This is a genomic window from Sulfurisphaera sp., from assembly GCF_059755235.1.
The window spans coordinates 64999-83386 of the sequence record NZ_DBPRYF010000048.1 but is presented as its reverse complement, the minus strand read 5'-3'; the positions used below and the strand labels follow the sequence as shown (position 1 = coordinate 83386).

Annotated in this window: 19 protein-coding genes; 11 read left to right on the top strand and 8 right to left on the bottom strand. The window is 33.5% G+C overall.

Annotated features, from left to right (window positions below; genetic code table 11):
• The first annotated feature begins 2 nt into the window (after window positions 1–2).
• Genes AC3OCB_RS09115 through AC3OCB_RS09090 form a run of 6 tightly spaced genes read left to right on the top strand, consistent with a single transcriptional unit; the run spans window position 3 to window position 6405 of the window.
• A complete protein-coding gene (locus AC3OCB_RS09115) occupies window positions 3–299 on the top strand; it encodes a DUF424 domain-containing protein (RefSeq protein WP_498342122.1) in 297 nt (98 codons plus the stop codon).
• 6 nt (window positions 300–305) lie between these two features.
• Window positions 306–1016 (top strand): 60S ribosomal export protein NMD3, encoded by a 711-nt coding sequence (locus AC3OCB_RS09110; protein WP_498342121.1) that lies wholly within the window; start codon window positions 306–308, stop codon window positions 1014–1016.
• Complete coding sequence (rnhB, locus tag AC3OCB_RS09105; RefSeq protein ID WP_498342120.1) at window positions 1013–1639, top strand: ribonuclease HII; 627 nt, start codon at window positions 1013–1015, stop codon at window positions 1637–1639. Before AC3OCB_RS09110 ends, rnhB begins: the two co-directional genes overlap by 4 nt.
• Window positions 1633–2712, top strand: coding sequence for a TGS domain-containing protein (locus AC3OCB_RS09100; RefSeq protein ID WP_498342119.1), 1080 nt, complete (start codon window positions 1633–1635; stop codon window positions 2710–2712). Before rnhB ends, AC3OCB_RS09100 begins: the two co-directional genes overlap by 7 nt.
• Window positions 2713–2745: 33 nt before the next feature.
• Window positions 2746–4629 (top strand): type II secretion system F family protein, encoded by a 1884-nt coding sequence (locus AC3OCB_RS09095; RefSeq protein ID WP_498342117.1) that lies wholly within the window; start codon window positions 2746–2748, stop codon window positions 4627–4629.
• Between the two features lie 42 nt (window positions 4630–4671).
• Window positions 4672–6405 (top strand): type II/IV secretion system ATPase subunit, encoded by a 1734-nt coding sequence (locus AC3OCB_RS09090; RefSeq protein WP_498342115.1) that lies wholly within the window; start codon window positions 4672–4674, stop codon window positions 6403–6405.
• Here the strand turns inward: AC3OCB_RS09090 and AC3OCB_RS09085 are convergent.
• Genes AC3OCB_RS09085 through AC3OCB_RS09065 form a run of 5 tightly spaced genes read right to left on the bottom strand, consistent with a single transcriptional unit; the run spans window position 6386 to window position 10778 of the window.
• On the bottom strand, window positions 6386–7651 hold the full coding sequence (locus tag AC3OCB_RS09085; RefSeq protein WP_498342114.1) for a glycosyltransferase family 2 protein: 1266 nt from the start codon (window positions 7649–7651) through the stop codon (window positions 6386–6388). The genes AC3OCB_RS09090 and AC3OCB_RS09085 overlap by 20 nt on opposite strands.
• Window positions 7648–8166 carry an inorganic diphosphatase gene (ppa, locus tag AC3OCB_RS09080; RefSeq protein ID WP_498342113.1) on the bottom strand — a complete coding sequence of 173 codons (519 nt, stop codon included), beginning with the start codon at window positions 8164–8166 and terminating at the stop codon, window positions 7648–7650. The genes AC3OCB_RS09085 and ppa overlap by 4 nt, the downstream gene beginning before the upstream one ends.
• A gap of 19 nt (window positions 8167–8185) precedes the next feature.
• The gene (locus AC3OCB_RS09075; protein WP_498342112.1) at window positions 8186–8728 is read right to left on the bottom strand and encodes an HD domain-containing protein; all 543 of its coding nucleotides are present in this window, start codon (window positions 8726–8728) and stop codon (window positions 8186–8188) included.
• Between the two features lie 18 nt (window positions 8729–8746).
• A complete protein-coding gene (gene thiD, locus AC3OCB_RS09070) occupies window positions 8747–10093 on the bottom strand; it encodes a bifunctional hydroxymethylpyrimidine kinase/phosphomethylpyrimidine kinase (protein ID WP_498342110.1) in 1347 nt (448 codons plus the stop codon).
• Window positions 10071–10778 (bottom strand): MoaD family protein, encoded by a 708-nt coding sequence (locus AC3OCB_RS09065; RefSeq protein ID WP_498342109.1) that lies wholly within the window; start codon window positions 10776–10778, stop codon window positions 10071–10073. Before AC3OCB_RS09065 ends, thiD begins: the two co-directional genes overlap by 23 nt.
• A gap of 33 nt (window positions 10779–10811) precedes the next feature.
• Between AC3OCB_RS09065 and AC3OCB_RS09060 the strand changes: the two genes are divergently transcribed.
• On the top strand, window positions 10812–11237 hold the full coding sequence (locus AC3OCB_RS09060; protein WP_498342108.1) for a hypothetical protein: 426 nt from the start codon (window positions 10812–10814) through the stop codon (window positions 11235–11237).
• Here AC3OCB_RS09060 and AC3OCB_RS09055 read toward each other — a convergent pair.
• Window positions 11234–13513, bottom strand: a complete 2280-nt coding sequence (locus AC3OCB_RS09055; protein ID WP_498342107.1) for an FAD-binding protein — start codon at window positions 13511–13513, stop codon at window positions 11234–11236. The two genes, AC3OCB_RS09060 and AC3OCB_RS09055, sit on opposite strands and share 4 nt — an antisense overlap.
• Before the next feature lie 50 nt (window positions 13514–13563).
• On the opposite strand from AC3OCB_RS09055, the gene AC3OCB_RS09050 reads away from it, so the two are divergent.
• Both AC3OCB_RS09050 and AC3OCB_RS09045 read left to right on the top strand, forming a co-directional pair.
• Window positions 13564–14316 carry a GHMP family kinase ATP-binding protein gene (locus AC3OCB_RS09050; protein WP_498342105.1) on the top strand — a complete coding sequence of 251 codons (753 nt, stop codon included), beginning with the start codon at window positions 13564–13566 and terminating at the stop codon, window positions 14314–14316.
• A complete protein-coding gene (locus AC3OCB_RS09045; protein ID WP_498342104.1) occupies window positions 14271–15071 on the top strand; it encodes a 4-phosphopantoate--beta-alanine ligase in 801 nt (266 codons plus the stop codon). Before AC3OCB_RS09050 ends, AC3OCB_RS09045 begins: the two co-directional genes overlap by 46 nt.
• Here the strand turns inward: AC3OCB_RS09045 and panB are convergent.
• Together panB and AC3OCB_RS09035 are read right to left on the bottom strand one after the other, a co-directional pair.
• Window positions 15050–15853 carry a 3-methyl-2-oxobutanoate hydroxymethyltransferase gene (panB, locus tag AC3OCB_RS09040; RefSeq protein WP_498342103.1) on the bottom strand — a complete coding sequence of 268 codons (804 nt, stop codon included), beginning with the start codon at window positions 15851–15853 and terminating at the stop codon, window positions 15050–15052. The two genes, AC3OCB_RS09045 and panB, sit on opposite strands and share 22 nt — an antisense overlap.
• A complete protein-coding gene (locus AC3OCB_RS09035; protein ID WP_498342101.1) occupies window positions 15738–16421 on the bottom strand; it encodes a hypothetical protein in 684 nt (227 codons plus the stop codon). The genes panB and AC3OCB_RS09035 overlap by 116 nt, the downstream gene beginning before the upstream one ends.
• Window positions 16422–16476: 55 nt before the next feature.
• Here AC3OCB_RS09035 and AC3OCB_RS09030 point away from each other — a divergent pair, with 55 nt between their 5' ends.
• Together AC3OCB_RS09030 and AC3OCB_RS09025 are read left to right on the top strand one after the other, a co-directional pair.
• Window positions 16477–17226: an ABC transporter ATP-binding protein gene (locus tag AC3OCB_RS09030; RefSeq protein WP_498342100.1), complete on the top strand. Its 750-nt coding sequence runs from the start codon at window positions 16477–16479 to the stop codon at window positions 17224–17226.
• Window positions 17204–18376, top strand: a complete 1173-nt coding sequence (locus AC3OCB_RS09025) for an ABC transporter permease (protein ID WP_498342098.1) — start codon at window positions 17204–17206, stop codon at window positions 18374–18376. The genes AC3OCB_RS09030 and AC3OCB_RS09025 overlap by 23 nt, the downstream gene beginning before the upstream one ends.
• Window positions 18377–18388: the final 12 nt, after the last annotated feature.

The following is an 18388-nucleotide window of genomic DNA, read 5'->3' as shown; positions in this document are numbered from 1 at the left end:
AGATGAAAGTAAGTCTAAATGTAATAAGGAAGGAAGGATACGTTTTTGTGAACATATGTGAACCAGAATTAATAGATAAAACGTTCAGAGAAGGAGATATAAAGCTTACAGTAGACAGAGATTTTTATGAAGGTCAAGAAGTACCTATAGATTATGCTTTCTCTTTACTTGAGGAAGCAAGTGTAATTAGTATGATTGGAAACAAGATTGTTGAAGAAGCTATAAGAAGAGGTTTAATAAAAGAGGAAGGAGTAATTTTGGTTCAAGGAGTAAAATTTGCACAGCTATACAATATGTGAGAGATAATGGCTAGGAAGTTTTGTGTTTTATGTGGAAAAGAGGAAGGAGAATTTATTGGTTCGTTGTGCGTAGATTGTTATATAAAAACTAAAAGTTTAGTCGAGCTTCCACAGAGTATTAAAGGAAAGTATTGTAAATTATGTGGGGCGGAATGGGTAAATGGCAAGTGGATAAGAAGCAAAGATACTACTTTAACTCCTTTAGAGTCCATAATATATAGAGAGATAGGGAGAAAGATTGAAATTGATTCTAATATTGATGAAATAAATTATCAAATTAATAACATATGGAAAGATGTTAATGGACATACTTTTGTTACAATTGACGTCTCTGGTAAAATAAAAGGAAAGGATTTTTCTATGTCTAAAGTAGTGGATATTAATATTGAAAAGGCAGTATGTCCATCATGCTTAAAAAAGAAAACAAAATATTTTGAAGCAATAGTTCAGTTAAGATTTAAAGAGGGTTCTATAGACACAAAAAAGAAAACAGTGTTTGAGTCATTTTTTACGGATGATATAATAGATGGTTTATCAGATATTATAGAAGGAAAGGAAGGCGTAGATTATTATTTTATAAACAAAACAACGGCAAAACGCCTAGTATCCAATTTCAGTTCAATGATGAAGGACGTAAAAGTTGTTGAGAGTTATCAAGATGAGACCATGAAAAACGGTAAAAAATTTGCTAAACTAGTTATATCGGTTAGGATATGATTGTCGTCGGAATTGATGAGGCAGGACGAGGTTCTCTTATAGGTCCTATGGTAGTGGCAGGAGTTGCTGTTGATCACACTAAATTACAAGCTCTTAAAAATATGGGTGTTAAAGATAGCAAGCAATTAACTAGAAGTAGGAGAGAAAAGTTAATCAGTACAATAGCTTCTCTTGCTGAAGGTTTTGTTGTTGTTAAGGTTTTACCAGAAGATATAGATAAGGAAAATCTAAACGAACTTACGTACGAAGCGATGATAAAGATTATTAATGCTCTTAGCGTTTTTAAACCTTCAAAGATAACAGTAGATAAAGTAGGAAATGCAATAGAAGTTGAAGAGGAAATAATTAGGGTAGGGTCAGAACCAAACGTTGTTACAAACGCTGATGTTAATTTCGTGGAAGTGAGTGCTGCTAGTGTTATAGCTAAAGTAGTGAGAGACAAAATAATTGATGAGTTAAAAACTAAATATGGTGATTTTGGTAGTGGTTATCCTGCAGATCCTAGAACAGTAAACTGGATTGAGAAACTGTATGAAAGTAACTCTCCTCCTCCACCTATCATCAGAAGGACGTGGAAAATTTTACAAAGTATAGCCCCTAATTATTATATTAGAAAATGGTAACTAACTTACCTGCAGAGGCTAAAGCTAAATGGCTTAAATATATGGATGCTAAGACTAGTGAGGAAAAGATAAAAGCGTTACAAGAATTCCTTAGCGCAATTCCTAAACACAAAGGTACAGAAAATTTAGTTTATTGGGCAAAGAGACGATTAGCTGAGCTCAAAGAGGAAGCTCAATTAGAGAGAAGAAAATCTTCATCATTGGGCAAAGGTTTACAGTTTTTTGTAGTAAAAGAAGGAGCTGGTCAGATTGTACTAATAGGTAACAACGAATTAAGAAATAGATTAATGAAAATTTTAACCAATGTAAAGACAGATCCCAAAGACCTCCCAATCCCTGGAATGATGCAGTATAATGACGTTAACATACAGTTGGTTAATCCTCCTCCAATAATATTTGAAGCCAAAGCTTTGATAGGGAGAATTGTAGGACTAGTAAAAAATGCTGATTCTGTACTTATTGTGGTTAAAAATAAGGAAGAATTCATGAACATCAAAGATTTTTTAGTGAATAACGGAGTTTATCTAAGGAAACCTCGTGGAAAAATTACTATTGATAGAAGCAGGTATGGCAGGGCTGGCATTAGAATAGTAGTCTTAGGTAAACTTATCGATACAAATGAAAATGAGGTTAAAAACTATCTCGAGAGCTTTGGAATAAAAAGTGCATTAGTTAAAATTATAGGTGAAGTAAGTTTAGACGATATTGAAAAGGAGGTCTTTGAGACTGCAGTTTATAAATTAGGTGTAGTTGCTACGGTTGAACCATTTGAACTACCTGATATACCAGTTGTTAATATTAATGATATTGAAAGATTGAAAGAAGCATTATTCAAGTCTCTCGATGTCATAAGAGTATATACCAAGGAACCTGGAGAAAAACCTACATCCGAACCTTTAACAGTAAAAAGGGGGACTACAGTTCTTGAGATAGCGAAAAAATTGCATAATGAATTGGCAGATAATTTTAAGTACGCAAGAGTTTGGGGAAAATCAGTGAAGTTTCCAGGTCAAAAAGTTGGAGCAGACTACGTATTAGAAGATGGTGATATAATTGAAATTCATGCAAGATAAAAGTTTATATCTCCTTGAATTAATCGTATTCATATGGCATTAATTTCTACTACTAAGAAGAAAAAACAGAAGGAATATAAACAGAATTTATCACAGTTTGATTTAATATTTTACAAATCTTCTATAATCGACGGATTAGCTAAGTCTTTGGAAAAGAAACTCAAGCAAGCTGGACTATCTGATGATCCTAGAATGTATGCATCAAGAATTTTCTTCTTTTTGTTGGTAGGTATTATTGTTGGAGCGATGCTAGTAGCACTTGGTATTTTAATGTTTAGGGATTATGAGATAACAAAATCTACAAAGTTTGCGATAGTAGGAATAATGGGACTACTCTTTGGAATAATAATACCAGTGGTAACTTATTTAGTCTTGATATCTGGTGTTTCTCAAAAAGTGGATAACAGGAAACTTGGAATAGAGTCAGAGACTCCAGCTTTCTCTGCTTTATTTCTTGTTTTCTTAAGGAGCGGATTATCTACTAGGTTACTTTTTGAAAATTTAGCTAAAACTACTGCTTTTACGCATATAAATAATGTTTCAAAGTACATAGTCAAAAGAATTAATTATTTGGGAGAGTCAGTAGAAAGAGCTATTGATGAATCTATTAAAATTGTTCCTTCAAAACTTTATGATGACCTAATGACTACCTATATTACTGCAATTAGAACTGGTGCACCAGTATTTGAAACAATGGAAACAAAAATAAAGGATGTATTGAAAGAAATAGAGCTTGCTGCCTCAAGGGCTGCTGATAATTTATCTGGAGTTGGTGAAGGCTATGTAACCTGGTTATCTTCTGGATTTATATCATTCTTCCTTATATTAATTTTAGAGGCTGTTTTCCCACAACTGCACGTAATGCCAATAGGTATGTTAGGAGCATTTGCGGTAATAGGAATTCCAGTAGTTAACATATTATTCGTTTGGGTTGTCGATCAAACCCAATATAAATTCCCCGAAAAACCATTAAGGGCTGATAAAATATTCTTGATGTTATTCCCGGTAGGGATTATAATAGGGATTATCTTAATGGTTATACTAGAGCCAATTATAGCAAGAGTTACTCATCAAACACCAGTAGCCCCACAGTACATGATAATAGGTTTATTTACGTTGTCTGGGAACTTAAGCTATATTCCAGCTACTGTTATAGGCCTTACTGCAGGATTATTAATTGCAGCAATACCGCCTTATATTATCGCAAAAAGAGAACTTGCTACTGGGACTGGATATGATATTTACGTAGCCAGATTTTTGAGAGCTATAGGAGAAGGCATAAGGGCTGGTCTCTCTCCAGAGACAGTTATCTATAACTTGAAAGATTCTAAAGAGTTAGGCAAGCTTCAGATAATTCTAAAAAGAGTATACGCATATACGAGATTAGGCATTCCAATAAAAGATGCCTTTAAAAAAGCCTCAGAGATAATTTTAGACTTCCCAACAAGGATAGCTTTCTCCTCTTTAGCAGATATGGTAGAAGTGGGAAGTCTGACCCCTGAATCAGTTGAAATTCTTGCTGATCAAATAGATACTCAAGTGAGAATAAGGAGAGAGTATTATTCAAAAATAAAAGTATTGATTGCAATGCCTTATGTTGGATCTATTCTAGCATTAATTGCTACAGTAATATTATCTTCGGCCATAATTTCTTTATTGAATTCTAGTAGTTTTATCACCAGCTATGGTCCTCTTGCTGCAGCTCAAGCTCTGGTTCCAAGAGCAGTTTACATTGCTGGCTTGTCTTCAGTATTTAACGCTTTTACTGCTGGATTATTAGTAGGTAAGTTAGCTTCTGGTAGGATTGCCAACGGTTATCTTCATGCCGGATTATTAATGGTTATAACTGCAATATTGGTATTGGTATCTCTATCTATAAAGTTCTCATTTGGTACCACAGTTGCTCCTTCATTATAAAGATTTATATAGAGCATTAACTAAAATAGAGGTGATTAATCAATGAAATTTAAACTCAATATTCCGTTAAAACTTCAAAAGAAAACTTCTTCTAAGGTAACTAGCAATACAATTGATAATTCTCTTCCTTATTCGCTTTATCCTTTATATGTTAGTCTCTCTTCGATGCAGGCAGAAGTCAAATCTGATTATGATATCGATTTAGCTCAAGTTATTCCTGAGTTTATTGCTAAAGATTTTGAAAAGTACGGGATAGAGCTTTCAATAGCTAAACCACATGTATTTATAACATATGATGAAGAAAAAGGAATATATAGGTATAACTTAGTTGAACCTCCATTAGATATAAATACATTCAATATCTATTTAACTTTAATATCAGAAATAGAAAGAAATTTGCTTAGTAACGTAGATTATGTGGAGCTAGGCAAGATCTTAGATGAACTGAGCGTAAAGAGGGCAGACCTAAATGTATTTCAAGGCAGAATTGGTAACTTAAGGCAATTATCAACGGCATTTAGGGTTGCATTATACTATACCCTAAGAAATATGTTCGGCTATAATATAATTACTCCTTTATTGTTGGATAATAAGATAGAGGATATATCAGTTAGTGGAATCAATTTACCAATATATGTTTATCATAGAGAATTTGAATATACTCCGACAAACATAATATTTACTAAAAATATGAATATGTTTGGTAACAATATCGACGGAGAGGTATTACTAGATGAATTAGTTCTACGTTTTATTTCGCTATCAAATAAGACAATATCTGTAGCCAATCCGATAATGGACGGAATATTACCTAAAGGCGATAGAATAGCTGCAACTTTTAGAAAAGAAGTTTCTGCAAATGGTTCTTCGTTCGTTATTAGAAGATTTTCAGAGAACCCCATAACAATATTAGATTTAATAAACTCCAAAGTTCTATCTCCAGAAGCTGCCGCATACTTATGGTACTCAATTGACATGAAATTATCATTTATGGTTATTGGAGTAACTGGTGCCGGTAAAACGACTGTTCTAGGATCTATTTTAAACCTTGTCAAAGAATCAATGAAAATTTTGACGATTGAGGATATACCAGAAATGAGATTAGCTCAAGATAACTGGGTACAATTATATGCAAGACCTGCATATGGCGGAATGGGTAAAGAGATCACTTTAATGGATCTGTTGAAACTCGCGTTAAGATACAGACCCGATATAATAGTAGTCGGTGAAATTAGAGGTCAAGAGGCTTACGTTCTATTCCAAGCAATCTCTACTGGTCACGGTGGAGCTACGACTTTTCACGCATATGATAGTGAAAGTGCAGTACAAAGACTAATGAATGAACCATTAAACATACCTAGAGAATGGATTCCGATGATGAATATTATTGTAACTGTGAGAAGGTTACCAGTATATATTGGAGATAAAATATTATTAAGAAGAAGAGCTGTTGCGATAGATGAAATTGTATCTTATAATGATCTAAGAAGAACAGTCAGATGGGATCCGAATACCGACACACACATATTAGATTTTGATGCTATGTATGTATTGAAGGCTAGAACTCAAGAGGCTGGTAAAAGCTTTGATGAAGTGAAAGCTGAGATACAAAGAAGAGCTGATTATTTAAGATTGTTAGCATCAGCTAGACCAATAGTACAAAGTAAAGAAAGTTACAAATTACTTAAGAAGTATATTATTAAATACAGCAACAGACCTAACGAAGCATTCAGAGAGGTACAAACGTTGGCCGGTGTTAAGCAACAGATTCCATGATTCCTATAAATAGTAAAATTAATGAAGTCAATAATTCGCCTTGCAATATGTTTATAAATGAAAAAAGTAAGAGAATTGGCTCTACAATACTTATTTTTTCTTCTTCCTTTATCTCTTCTTCTTTTGTTTTTGGTGTAATTCTCCATGAAAATGGAAGTCTAAAAAGCCCTTTAATATAACCAGAAATTGATGCATTTAATAGAACTATTGGTAATTTAATATCATCTATTTTGGCTCTGAAGACTATACTATATAAACCGAGAGAGAAGCCATAGAGTGTAAGACATAAGAGGTAAACTAGTGGGGGGATTTTAAGGATAAAATTAAGCGCTGAAAACACCGAAATAATAACCACAAAAAGTCCATAAATTCCCCATTGTTGTGAATAAAGAAACCCTTCAATACCTTTTACTCCTTTTCTTATCATTTTTAATGACGAAAAGAATAACTGGGCTGACCCGTAAGACCATCTTTGAATTTGAGAATACAAATCATTTAAAGTAAAAGGAGCCAAAGAATATACTATTATATCATCAGCATATCTTATCTTGTACCCCTTAAGGAAAGCTCTAATTCCTAGTTCCAGATCCTCTGTTATTAAGTTTTCTTTCCAACCTCCTAATCTAATTAACGTATCTTTTTTAATACACAATGCCGATCCGTTTGGGAAAATTGGTAACCCTAAATAATATCTAGCCTTAAATAATGAATCCATCACTTTTTCTGTGAATTCTTTATAATATTTTTGAACGGGGGTTTGTGCATTATAGATCTTTATTCTTAGAGCTAAGATCTCGAAATTATATTCTGATAGTCTTTTCAAAAAGTCTTTATCAACTCTTCCATCTGCATCAAGAAAAACTAGATATTCATTTTTTGCTATAGAAACACCGTAATTCAGTGCGCCAGCTTTCTTTCCCTTAGGATTTGTTCTATTTAGTATTCTTACTCTTCGTAAGTTTTCGTATTTTTCGTATTTCTTCTTAAATGTTTCTGGTGGATCATCAGAAACAATAATTATTTCATAATTATCATAATCTAAATTAAGAAGATTCTTAAGAAGTTGGTTAATTGTTTCTTCTCTTTCATTTTTTTCTGCTACAATAAAACTAAAGCTTTTATGTACCTTAGAATTCTCATTCTTCAGTTTAATGCTATTAGATCTCAAAAGATAATACACTTGCAGAAAATTCCAAGTTATCGGTATTATAGTGAAAATAAGAAGAAGAATCTCATAAAAAATCATTTTGAATTTGCCCTTTTAATGGCTTCATTTATTCTTGCTTTTGCCTCACTAACTCCTCCCCAGCCTGACACCTTAACCCATTTACCTGGTTCTAATTCCTTGTAATGCTCAAAGAAATGGTTGATCTTGTTTTTTATTGCCTGTGGCAAATCAATTATGTCTTTTATATTTGAGTATGTGGGGTCTGTCTTGTCTTTTGGTACTGCAATTATTTTAGCATCTTCTCCTTCTTCATCTCTCATATAAAGTATTCCTATTGGTCTTGCTTCAATAACAGTTCCAGGGAACAATGTATAATCGGTTATTACAAGAACATCTATTGGATCTCCATCTTCCTCAAGCGTACCGGGTACGAATCCATAGTTAAATGGATATACCATTGAAGTGTAAAGAACTCTATCTACTTTTACAATTCCTTCTTCTTCGTCATATTCATACTTTATGTTCGATCCTAATGGAATTTCTATGACTACGTTAACTTCATCCGGAGCTTTTTTACCTGGGCCCAATTTCATTTCTTATCAAAAGAAAATTCTACTTTTCATTTATATTCTTTTTTAACTTAATGACTTCGTCAGAGATGAGCTTAAGTTTTTCGTCTTTCAAGAATTCGTTTATTTCATTTTCATAAGTTCTAATTATTTCACTTACGTCAAAACCCAATTTTGAGTATCTAATAGCTTGTAAATAAGTTGATAGTCTATCACATAATTTTGCTATTTTTCCCTCAATGGTCTTTAGTTCCTTATATTCAATAAATAAATTTACATCTAAGCCCAATTCTTTTATTGCATCTAATTCTACTTCTTCTTTTTGGGATATTCTATCTGAAGCCCATTTTGGTAAATCGCCTAAAATACTTTCACCAACATCATGAAATAACGCAATGGCAGAAGCTCTCTCTGGGTTTACATTAACTCCTTTTTCCTTAAGTTTATTTCCAAGATAGTATGCTAAAACTCCGGCTTCCCAACAGTGCTGTGATACTGTCTCTCCAATCGATGGAGGAATACCTTTTTGCATCCAACCAGTTCTTACCAAGTTTTTTGATCCAACTATTGCTTTTTCTAGGTTCATGAATCGAAAAGGGAGTTCTTAACTTAAATTTTTACATACATATTCTAATATATCGATCATTGAGCCTATTCCATTAGTCCAGATCCTTATCATAGCTTCTTTTCCTTTCATCCCTCTATCAAAGATCACATTAGGAATTTTTCCTTTCATTTCGTATACATAATCTATAAGCCACTGCATACTTTTTCCTTCTGTTTCTTTTTCTGGCTCCAATTCCCTATTAACTTCTATCATATCTAATCCATAAGAGTTAAGAAGATTTATTATTTTTTCATCAAATCGAATATTTATTAACGTATCTGCATTTATCCCTTTAGTTATTATAGCTAAGAGAAGTCTCGCAGTATGTGTAGGCTTACCGAATGTTACCGGGAAACCTACTTTTACTTTATTGTCCCAGTTCTTTATAATTCTGTTTTTGAAAGTTGCTATATCATTCAAATCTTTAACGTATGTTGGGGGTATTGAATGCGCTAGATTTGATTGAACTTCTGGTATTAGCTTGTAAAAGTTTGGAGTTTGTTCAACAAACATAGAGAAATTATTCATATCTTCTATTACTTTATATTTATATGCGTCTTTCTCTAAATAAGTCAGAGGATCTATTGGTCCTATACCTTTCCCTACTTCTAATCCATACTGAATTGAAACTTGAAGTAGATCTCTTGCTATCCTGAAAGCCCCTTCAATATTATTTCCTTTTACTAGTTCCGCTGAAATTGCAGTTGAAAAGACGCTTCCAGTACCGTGAGTATGTTTTTGATATAGTCTTTCATATCCTATGCTTAGAAATGAATCCTCGTTTGCCTTGTATAATATATCGATGCTATACTTTCCTTGTAAATGACCACCTTTTATAATAACAAATGGAATTCCATATTTCTGTGCAATTATTTTACTTGCCTTTTTTGCATCTTCAATGCTTTCTATCTTTATTTGGGCAAAATATGAGGCCTCAACTGCATTAGGTGTTATCACTGTTGAAATTTGCAGAATTAATTTCTGATATTCCTCCAGGTCTTTAATAAGTTGAGTCCCGTCTTTCGCAAACAACACAGGATCTGTTACTATTGTTTTGTCTTTTAGGTACTCATTTACAATTTCATATTGGTCTTTATTATATATCATCCCTATCTTAACACTTTTTATATCAAAGTCTTCTAGGATTGTTACTAATTGTTTCTTAAAAAAATTTCTTTCTATAGTTAATATCCCTTTAATTCCTTTAGTATTTTGTGCAGTTATAGCAGTAGGTGCAAGTACTCCATGAACTCCTAGAATCTCATATACTTTTATGTCAGTCTCCGCACCTGCTCCATTTCCCGTATCAATACCAGCAATACTAAGTCCTACTGGTTTTATCATCTTTTTTCACTCTTGTATTTCCTGCAACTACCCAAAACTCTCCATCATCTCTTATTTCCAATTTCCAAATTCCCGTAGTATGTTTTACAAGTTCTAATGTCTCTTCAACTGCATTGATAGCATCTTTTCTCCCTTTTCCTAATGCCATGATAAGTAACACGTTATCTCCGGGCTTAGTGTTATCAATAACATGTAGAATCCTTAAGTCAATTAAATCATTGTATTTCTTTTTCATTTCCTCTATAATTTCACTAAATCTCCTCTTTGTGTATTCCTCATAAGCTTGATAACGAAGTTCATACACTTTATGCCCTTCAACTATGCCTTTAACAATTCCTAAATAGACTACTAATGAGCCCGCCTCGGAGGGAGCCTTTTGTCTAAACTTCCGTATTTCTTCAAGAAGATCAAACCTAGAGGATAAAAGCAATTCCCCTCCTGCTGGGGGAGGCAAAAAAGCCACTTCATCCCCGTCATTGATTACTTCTGAGTTCTTTCCATTTACTAGTATACTTACCTTAATACTTCCTAATCCGTTTTTAACAACTTTATAAAAATCCTCACCATAAATAGAGGAGAGTTGAGAGATCAAGCAATCAACAGTTTTACATTCAGTTTCGACTTCTTCAAAGTCCTTCCCGGTATAATCTTGTAGGAAGGAGAAGTATCTTATTCGTATTTTCATTTTTCTCTCCCTTTATTTAACAACAAATATAATATGGACAAGGAATTATTAAATTTCTTATTAAATGGTGAATCTCAAAGTCCAAGAGGATTCAAGGATGATAGACTAAATGATGTATTGAGAAAATTAGATGAGATTGACAATAAAATACAAATTCTTATGAAGTCTAAATCATCAAAACCAATATGTGAACAGATTCTTGAAAGGATATATCTAATAGTCTCAGAAAGAGAAATTGACCCTAAACTAAACCCTTCACTTTTTATCCTTGATTTAGATGGCGAGAAAGTTCTTGTAACCTTTAAAGATACAATGGATTTATTACAAATGTATTTTAAGGTTTACAAAGAAGAAGTGGAGAATAAGCTACCAAGAAGATTAATGCCATTATTTTCTTTCTTAAAAAAGAATGGCCTAGTATACCTAGATCACGAGGATAAGGTGTACAAACTTATCTAAGAATACACTATCTCGTCAAGTATCCTTTCAATAAGCTTAGGGTTAATAGATCTTTTAATCATTTCTAGTAGAGCTGAAACCATTTCTTCGCTTTCAGCTAAATTCTTAGCGGTATATTCTAGTCTATTAGAGGAAGTTATTTTGTCTCTAACCTCTTTTAATTTATCAGAGTAGTTCTGTCCTTTAATGTAATCTGAAATAAGTGTTGTTTTTGCTTCTAATAATGATGGATTGTTAATAATAACACTAAGATATTTTATAATCTGATCTTTGTTAGGATTTTCTTTTATTTTTTCTTCAAAAATAGTTCTAAATTTATTCCCTATTATAGGAAATGAAACTAAAATGAAGTAATCTTTTCCCCCTAAATTCCAGAGTCCCACTTTTTCTGCTATTTCATCAATGGAAGAGGACAAGGCTTCTAATATAGATTCCGTAGCTATCTCAAGTAACACTGCATCTAAATTACCTTGTTTTTCTTCAACATTTTCTACAACCTTAGATTCAGAATAAAATGTTCCATACACCGAGACTGTACCGAATTTCCAAGACGAAAACGGACATATAGTTAAAACATCTTTCTTTTTATATGGATATGGATACCCTTTATATGTGGTAAATATTAAGCCAGCACACTCATCATCATCTCCTTTTATTCCTAACTTCTTTGCCCAACAACCTGCGTGGACTTTTCCTTTTACATCTCTTTTAACAACTTCAAAGCCCAGAATTCCCTTGTCCCCGGATAGTGTGTTGTACACGTAAAGTCCTTCTGGGCATAAGAAGTATACTCCTTGAGCTCCTTTATTTGCTTTTAATTCAAGGATTTTCTTAACTTTTTCTCTAGCCGAATTTATATCTCCTCCCACAAAATCATCAAATCCGCAACATTCATTTACTATTTCAACCCTGGGGGAAAAGGTTGAAGGTAAAGAATTCCCGTTGTCAATTAAATATTGCAAGAAGCCTCTTATTCCGTTTACATCGTACTTAGAAGCACAACCTGTTACCAGTAAGTAAAGTGGTTTATTTCTATAATTATTCTGAAGAGTCTTTGCCATGTTTTGAACATCCGCTGGAAGTGGTGAAAGTTCAATCCTTAGTTTTTCTGGAGAAAGTGTATTCACTCCTTCGGTCGTGAGTTTGCTTATTTGAATTCCTATAGGGCAAGCTTCCTCGTCTTTTGCGCACCCGAAACAAGCTTCAAACTGATTTTCTTCAAATATTAGTCTACCTATCTTACCTACAGGGCTATAGATAGGACTATGAGTTATTTCATATGATTTACAAGCATTAAGACAAAGACCACAGTTTATGCATTTAAGAGCATCATTATAGAGGGTTAAAATACTCTTGTATTGGTTAGGAGTTTTTACTTTTCTTCTTACCTTGTCCATTATTTCTAAATGCAGTTTATCATAATCTGTAAGAGACGGGAAAGGTAAGACCTCTCTGTTCTTCTTAAGAAATTTAAAAATCTCCTCAAGGTCATCAAACTTAATTCTACCTAGGTAAACATAATATTTTTCTGGTGAGTTATAATTTATAATGTAACCAATAATTTTCTCAAATTCCTTCAACTGCTCTAATTTAGGTAAAGAAGAAACAGGTAACCTCAATATTACTGGTACATAATCTCTTTTGAAACTCCCTACCACTATCTTGTTTATTTCTTCTATGACTGAATAAGTGTCTATGCTACCACTTTCTATGCCTTCTAACTTTGCATATGTAGTAGGTAAATAATATCTCTCTTTTCCATCTATTATTAAACCGCTCCATGCATATTTACTTTCTTTATCGCTCTCTATAACTTCAGAGTAGTTTGCGACCGTAACATATGCTTCGCTAGTATTCTCAAGTCTATGTACTTCTTTTTTTCCTTTTACAAATCCAAATTTATAGCTACCAAATCCCGATCCATTCGTAGCTATAAACCCACCCACACTACCTTGTAAGTATAAGGGAAAGAGGACGGGGACTTTAGAAATTTTCTTCAATTCGGTAATTAATTCTTCAAATGTAATGCCTGGAGCAACTTTAACTGAAGAGTAAACAGAAGAATCAGAATCTAATTCTTCAAGTTTTTTACCAGAAGAAAGGGAAGTGGGAGAAATAACGAACTTCGGATTTAAGTATTTAATAATTTCACCGCTCATAGAAGTAAGTCTGCCAATTACTACCTCTTTTTCTTCTTTGACCATATACTTTTCTAAGCTCTTTACTTCTATAGTAGTTAAAGCTCTACTGAATAATGACGCATCAGTAAGTCTCATGCTAATGTACTAATTAAGAATATTAAGTTTAAATTATTTTTCCTTAATAGATGTCGCAGATTGAAATTATTGTTCCTCTAAATATTTCTGGTATTTGGTACCCGATTTACAGAGAAGATATAAAAGAAACCGGGTCGATAGGACTATCCCTTGTTTTAAACCCTCCTATTGTAGCTACGCCTAAAAAAGGAGAGCCAAGAGTTATTTTTAACGGCATAAAAATAGACTTTCCAAATCTAGTATATTTAAGAAAACTTGGTGACATTGAAATAAACATCCTTTCAAAAGTTCCGTTAGGATTCGGTTACGGAATGAGCGGGGCTATAAGCTTAGCTTACGCAATGGCTTCACATGAATTATATAACGTAAACCTTGTAGATGCATTAGTCAAGGCACATGAAAGCGAGGTTTTGACAAAAAATGGGCTAGGAGACCTAATCTCAGAATATTATGGTGGGGGTTTGGTTTATAGGAAAAAACCTGGAGCTCCAGGTTACGGGGAAGTAGAAAAAATAAATGTTCAATGGGATAAGATCTGTAGCAAACCATTAGGTAAAGAATCTACAGAAAAATTAATTAAAAGTAGAAATGAGAACGCACTTCAATACATTATAGAGTTCCTACACTCTCCATCTCTTATTAAGTTTTTTCAATTGTCAAAGAAATTCACTGAAGAACTTGGCTTCTACTCTCCATATCCGAATTCATTTAAGAAAAAAGGTTTAATATTGAGACATGGAGAATGTGAAGGAGAAGGATGGATAAATCACACCCCAGCAATGAGTGGAGCTTACATTCATTAATCCCAGAAAATCATCCAAGAAAAGAGTCATTAATAATAAGGGAGAAAGTAGTGGAAGGTTTGCTAGAAGGTTATTTAGCTCCACAAGGTCTTATAGCACACGGAAGGGGAGAGTGCTTTGACTATTTGATGGGAGAGAAAACGCAAGACTTTGCTATTAAAGCAATGGAAGCCGGGATTGCATCAATCTTGTTAGCAAAAAACCCGGTAATTTCAGTGAACGGAAATATGGCAGCATTAGTTCCCAGTGAGATAGTAAGACTTGCAGAGATAACTAACTCAAAAATTGAAGTTAATTTGTTTTATAGGACAGAAGAAAGAGAAAAGAAAATCGCTGAGATCTTAAGAAAGGCTGGTGCTAAGGAAGTTTTAGGTATAGGAGAAGATGCATCAGCTACAATTCCGGAACTATTCAGTGAAAGGAGAAGAGTAAGCCCGAGAGGTATATATATCGCAGATGTTGTTCTACTTGCATTGGAGGATGGAGATAGAACCGAAGCTTTAGTGAAAATGGGTAAGAAAGTGATAGCAATTGACTTAAATCCGTTATCAAGGACAGCTAGAAAAGCTTCTATCACGATAGTTGATAACATAATAAGGGCTTTTCCTAAGATGATTGAAATCGCCAAGAGCATGAAAGGAAAAAGGAAGGAAGAGTTAGAGGAAATAATTAGGCAATATGATAATAAGAAAATCTTATCTGAGTCTTTAAACTTTATCAGTAAATACCTTTCTCAGCTTTCCTTAGATCTATAATGTTCTTTTGAAGGGAATTTATTTTCTTTAACCTCAGTTATGTAGTCTTCAACAGCTTTTCTTATAATATCCTTTAATTCCACATATCTTTTCGCAAAGTATGGTGAAAAATCTGATAACCCAAGTAAGTCATGTATTACCAAAACTTGACCATCACAATAAGGGCCCGCTCCAATACAAATGGTAGGAACGTTAACACTCTCAGTTATTTTTCTTGCTACATCTGAATAAGTGTTTTCTATTACTATTGAAAAGACTCCTGCATTTTCAAGCTCTTTTGCATCTTTAATCAGTTGTTTCTCTTCACTTTCTCTCTTTCCTATAACACGATACCCTCCGATTCTTAGGAACCTTTGTGGAGTTAAACCGATATGTCCCATAACAGGGATTCCAGCTCTTACTATCCCTTTTATTACATCTATCATCTCTTCTCCTCCTTCTAATTTTACAGCATCAGCTCCATGCCTCGCAAAGATCCCAGCGTTTCTTACAGCATCAGAAACTGAAGTTTCATAGCTTAAAAAAGGCATATCTGCTACAACTAATTGAGGGGGCTTGGCTCTAATAACCGAATCCAGATGAATAATCATATCTTTCATATTTACTTTTAATGTGCTTTCCTTCCCTTCTACTACCATCCCAAGGGAATCTCCGACTAATATGCTATCAAGGTTCGTCTGTGATATTATTTTCGCTGTTGGATAATCGTATGCTGTTAACATTGTTATTTTCTCTTTTTTCTCCTTTTTCTTTAAGAAATCCCTTATTGTAACCTTTTCCATAAATCCTCTTTGAAATAATTGAAGCCAAAGTTAATATTCTCTTAATACTCTCTACTATCTGAAGAGTTTCCTCAAATTGTGATGCCTCATCATAAATCTCAGCAAGTTTAGTTAGTTCATCAAATACCATCAACCTAAAGGTCTTTTTATCAACTTCTGTTAAAATCGATTTTTTGCTCATTAACTCTAATCTTTTCTCTATCTTCTGTGGCTCTAGGGAGTAAAACTTTATTCTAATAAGCTCAACTTTTGGATCAGTATCTTTGTTCTCGTTTACTACGTTTTCTACTTGCTCTCTATCGATAAACTTCCACCAATGTTGATTACTGCTTTTATAGGTTGTTTCTATTATTCCAAAATCCTTTTCCAAGGCTCTTAAAATCATCTTAGGATCAAAGTTATACCCCTTTTCTGTTAATTTTTCTACTACACTTTTATAGCTAAAATCCCCCAACTCGGTCCTTTCATTTTCATAAGAGCATTCAATTGCTGCGATTAATGTTTCTTTTCCCTTATCACCAAACTTCAGTAAGAACTCTAGTGTTCTATCGCTTACACTACCAATCACATTATATTTTTTTCTGAATGCTTTTATATTCTAATTTAATGAGGTTTATGGTATAATGGAGGAAAAATTTGCAATAAGTGTTATTCATCTTAGTAAGAAGTTTGGGAATTTTGTTGCTCTTAAGGATGTTAACTTTAGTGTAAAGAAAGGTGAAGTGTTTGGTTTAATAGGTCCCAACGGAGCTGGCAAGACAACAACCCTTAGGATTATTTCTGGGATAATAAGGAGTTATGAGGGAAAAGTGGACATCTTCGGATTTTCTCCTATTGAAGCAAAGAATAAAGGCTTAATTTCATACATGCCAGAGGATGCTTTTCCTTACGAGAAACTGAGTGGAATAGAAAATTTAGAATTCTTTGCCAAAATTTACAGCAATAATGATAAGAATAAGGAGGAAGAAATGATAAAACTAGGGATTCAGATAGCTAACTTGGGAGATAAAATATATCAGCAGACGTCCACTTATAGCCGAGGGATGAAAAGAAGGCTAATAATTGCAAGGACATTAATGGTAATGCCCAAATTAGCAATTTTGGATGAACCAACATCTGCATTAGATGTAGATTCCGCTGTAAGAGTTAGGCAAGTTATTGTAGATATGGCAAAGAAATTCGGTATAACTATAATTCTCTCTTCACATAATATGCTCGAGGTTCAATATCTCTGTGATGATGTGGCAATGATAAATGATGGAAAAACTATAATTTCTGGCAGTCCAAAGTTTATAATAGAAACTTTAGGGGTTTCAAACCTAGAAGAAGCTTTTATGAAGGTGGTTTCTAATGCTCAAAATATTTCTCAGTAAAGAATTAATGGAGATTAGACGAGATAAGAAGCTCCTTCTCTCTTCAATTCTCCTCCCTTTTATTCTTCTTCCCCTAATAGGAATAATCCTTTATGCCTCAGTATCAGCTCAACCTCCTGTAATAGCTGTAATAAATCAAAATCCAGCAAATACCCCTTATGTTAACATCGTAACAGACTACATTAAAGAAAACGGAGGAATTGTGGTTACAAATTCAACACAAGCAGATGTAGTAATAGTATTTCCTAATGACTTTTACGAGAACGTGTCTAATATAAGTAGGCAAGCATATTTGGATTTCTATGAGCTTATTTCTTCTAACCAGAATGCCATAAATTTGGCAGATTCAGCTCTAAACAAACTTCTTTTAAACATATCCAATTCAAGGATAGAATATTTGTCAAAGATGGCTCATGTTAATGTTACTCCAGAATCAGTTAGAGATCCGATATACCTTGTTTTAGGTTACAGATCAGTAAGTGGAAAAGCTGTCTCTGCAGGAGTGAGTGAATTAGCTAGTTTTGCAAGGATAATAGCTTTGATATTATTCCCTAGTGCTACTCCAGTTGTGTTTTATTTGCTTGAAGGCATAACTGGAGAAAGAGAAAGGAAAACATTAGAGTCGCTACTCGCAACACCTCTTTCCATAAGATCATTTATAATCTCAAAACTCGCTGTAGCTGTCGTGCTAGGAGTCTTTTCTTCATTGGGAGATATCATAGGTACGTTCCTCTTCATTTTCTTATCTTCAGTTGCTTTTAATATAACCATCTCATTAACTTTACCATTCTTATTAATCATAATATTTGTATATTTAACATCAATATTTCTAACAGGTGCTTTGAGTCTTATTTTCCTTTATATCTTTGGAGGATCAACTAGAAATATTCAAATAATAAACTTCATAATTATTTCCTTCGGGATGATAGCTTCATTTGTAGCATTATTTATAAACCCTAGCCAACTAAGTTTTCCACTATCAACAATATATGGAATACCTTATGTACAGCTTAGTCTTGGGCTTTTGTTATATGTATTCGGTTCATTACAAGAATCCATATTCTCTATTTCAGTAACATTAGCATTCTCTGTACTTTTAATACTGCTGATATCCAAGTTCTTTAATTCAGAGAGGCTTCTCTTAAAATAAAAAATATATTTT